This window comes from Pseudomonas sp. 910_21 (genome assembly GCF_052850735.1).
In genome coordinates this window covers 1-3,333 of record NZ_VXCY01000024.1, presented here as the reverse complement: position 1 = coordinate 3,333, position 3,333 = coordinate 1, and the positions used below count along the sequence as shown (strand labels likewise).

At 65.3% G+C, this 3,333-nt stretch carries 1 protein-coding gene; it reads right to left on the bottom strand.

All coding sequences use genetic code 11. The features are described from left to right. Positions 1–3,333, bottom strand: a 3,333-nt coding sequence (locus FW796_RS31785) for a condensation domain-containing protein (RefSeq protein ID WP_446440694.1), incomplete at both ends; no start/stop codon positions are given.

Sequence of the window (3,333 nt, the reverse complement as noted above, 5' to 3'; positions counted from 1 at the left end):
GTAGCTCAGGCGCTGCTCGGCGAAGAACACCGCCGGCGCATCCGGGGCCTTGGCCGCCTGATCGGCGAACAGCTGATGGACAAAACGGTGGGTCGGGTAGACCACATCGGTGTGGTCCCAATCCTGGCGAATGCGGCGCTGCTCGTCCTGCGTCAGCAATGGCAACTCACCCAGCCCAGTCTGTGGATGCTCCATCAGGCTCAGCAACAGGCCCTGCAAGTGCCCGCCCAACTGCACCATTGAAGGTTCGGAGAAAGATTCACGGGCATAGATGAACTCGAACGACAGGCTCGCCCCCAGGTTCACCGCGACGGTCAGTGGGTAGTTGGTCTGCTCGTGGTTGCCCACCGCGCCAAAGCGCAGTTGCGCCGGAGCGCCTTTTTCCAGGGCCTCGGACACCGGGTAGTTCTCAAACACCAGGATGTTGTCGAACAGCGCATCCCCACCCAGCCCGGCCCAGCGCTGCACTTCGTACAGCGGCGTGTATTCATAGTCGCGCAGCGCCAGGTTGCGGCTCTGCACCGCTTGCAGCCATTGGCTCACGGTCATGTCCGGGCGCGGCGTGGCCACCACTGGCAAGGTGTTGATGAACAGGCCCACCTGCTGCTCGATGCCTTTGAGCTCCGCCGGGCGCCCCGCTACCGTGGCGCCGAACACCACGCTGTCCTGCCCGGTGCAACGCTGCAGCAACAGCAGCCACGCCGCCTGCACCAGGGTGTTGACCGTGACCTTCTGCTGCCGGGCAAATTCGCCAAGCCGAGCCGTCTGTGCCAGGTCCAGCTCGCGATGGTGCTTGCCGTGGCCGGTGCCGGCCGCAATGTCCGCGACCCGGGACAGCGCCTGGGTCAGGCGGGTCGGTTCATCCAGCGTCTGCAGTTGTTCTTTCCAGAACTTTTCACAGGCCTGGGCATCCTGGCGTTGCAGCCAGGCGATGTAGTCCCGGTAGCGGCCCGGAGCGTGGCTGGGCAACTGACCGGCATAACGTTGCAGCACTTCGCCGAGCAACTGCGAGTTGCTCCAGCCGTCCATCAGGATGTGATGGTTGGTGTAGATCAGGTGGTAGCGCTGCTCGTCGATACGCACCAGGGTCAGGCGCAACAAGGGCACGGCATCCAGCTCGAAGCCACGCTGGCGCTCGGCGGTGGCCAGGGTATCCAGGGCTTCCTGCTGCTGCGGCTGGCCGCGCCAGTCATGTTCGGTGCAGTCCAGGGCAATGTGCTTGTGCACCACTTGCAGCGGCGTCGACACCTCGCCCTGCCAGATAAAGCCGGTGCGCAGGATGTCATGCCGATCGAGGGCCGCCTGCCAGGCCTGCTGGAAGCGCAGCGGATCGAGGCCATCCACGTCTACCCGCAGCTGGTTGATGTAGTCGCCCGCCGCCTGCTCGTAGAGGGTATGAAACAGCATGCCCTGTTGCATCGGCGACAGGGGGTAGAGGTCTTCGACACCGGCCATCGACACCGGCAGGCGATCCAGTTGCTGCTGGTTCAGGCCCGCCAGCGGGAAGTCCGACGGGGTCGCGCCCGCCTGCTCCGGTGTGCAGCAATGCGCCACCAGCGCCTTGAGTTCCTCGGCATAGTCGTCGGCCAGCCGCTGCACAGTGGCGGTATCGAACATCTGCTGGCTGAAGGTCCAACTCAGGCTCAACTCGCCGCCATAGACCTGGCCATCCAGGCTCAGCCAGTTGCTCAGCGGGGCGAGTGGGCTCTGGTCGTCGCCCTTGGCTTCACCGCTGGGTTTGAACAGGGAATCCTGCTCGTCGAAACTGCCGTCGAACTGGCCCAGGTAGTTGAAGGTGATACGCGGTACAGCCAGGGCTGCCAGGGTCTGCTGCGCCTGAGCATCCCCCAGGTAACGCAGGGCGCCAAAGCCGATGCCCTTGTTCGGCACCGCCCGCAGCTGTTCCTTGATGAACTTGATCGAGTCGGCCAGGGACGCCTGTGGCGTGAGCTTCACCGGGAACATGCTGGTGAACCAGCCTACGGTGCGGGTCAGGTCGATGCTGTCGAACAGGTCTTCACGACCGTGGCCTTCCAACTGCACCAGGGCACTGGCTTCGCCGGTCCAGCGGGTGATGACCCGGGCCAGGGCAGTGAGCAGCAGATCGTTGATCTGGGTGCGGTAGGCCGCCGGGGCATCCTGCAGCAGGCGCTGGGTATGGGCCTTGTCCAGACGTGAACTCAGGCTGCTGGCGTGCTGGTTCTGCAATGCGGTCACCGGGCGGTCCAGCGGCAGGCTCGACTCGACACCCTGCAACTGGGCCTGCCAGTACTTGAGTTCTTCCTGCAGCGCCGCACCTTGGGCATAGGCCCGCATCTGCTCGGCCCAGGCCTGGGTCGAGCTGGTCTTGGCCGGCAATGCCAGGGGCTGGCCGGCGCTGAGTTGAGCGTGGGCCAGTTGCAGATCCTCAAGCAGGATCCGCCAGGACACCCCGTCCACCACCAGGTGGTGGATCACCAGCAACAGGCGCTGGTTGCCGTCCTCCAGGCTGAACAGCACAGCCCGCAGCAGCGGCCCGTCCTGCAGGTTCAGGCTGCGCTGCGCCTCGATCGCGGACTGTTCCATGGCCTGGGCGCCATCCACCGCGACCTGCCAGAGCAGCTCCGGCTGCTGGTCGGCATCGGCAAACCGCGCCGACCAGCCATCCGCCTCCTGACTGAACTGCAAGCGCAAGGCGTCATGCTGCACCCACAGTGCCTGCAAGGCGCTCTCTACCACCTCGGCGCGCAGCGGCTGGGCCGGCTTGAGCAGCACTGACTGGTTCCAGTGATGGCGTTCGCTCATGGGCGACTCGAAGAACCACTGCTGCACCGGCAGCAGCGCAGTTGCGCCATGCACCGGGCCCTGGTCGATCTGCACCCCGCCCTCACCCTGCTCGGCCACTGCCGCCAGCCCCTGTACCGTCTGGTACTGGAACAGATCCCGCGGGGTAAAGCGGATACCGGCCTGCCGCGCGCGGCTGACCACCTGGATCGAGATGATCGAATCACCGCCCAGTTCGAAGAAGTTGTCGGTCGCACCGACCTGTTCAAGCTTCAGCACATCGGCCCAGATCGCCGCGATCTGTTGCTCCAGTTCGCTCTGCGGCGCCACGTAGACCTGCTGCATCTGCTGGGCGTCGACCTTGGGCAGGGCCTTGCGATCGAGCTTGCCATTCGGGGTCAGGGGCAGCGCCTCCAGGAACAGCAGGTAGGCCGGCACCATGTAGTCCGGCACATGCTCTTTCAGCGCCGTCTTGATGCTTTCGCGCAGGGCCGCCTGAGCGTCCCCTGCCACCGCCATTGCGGCGTCGCTCGGCACGATATAGGCCACCAGTTGCTGGCCGTTCTCGCC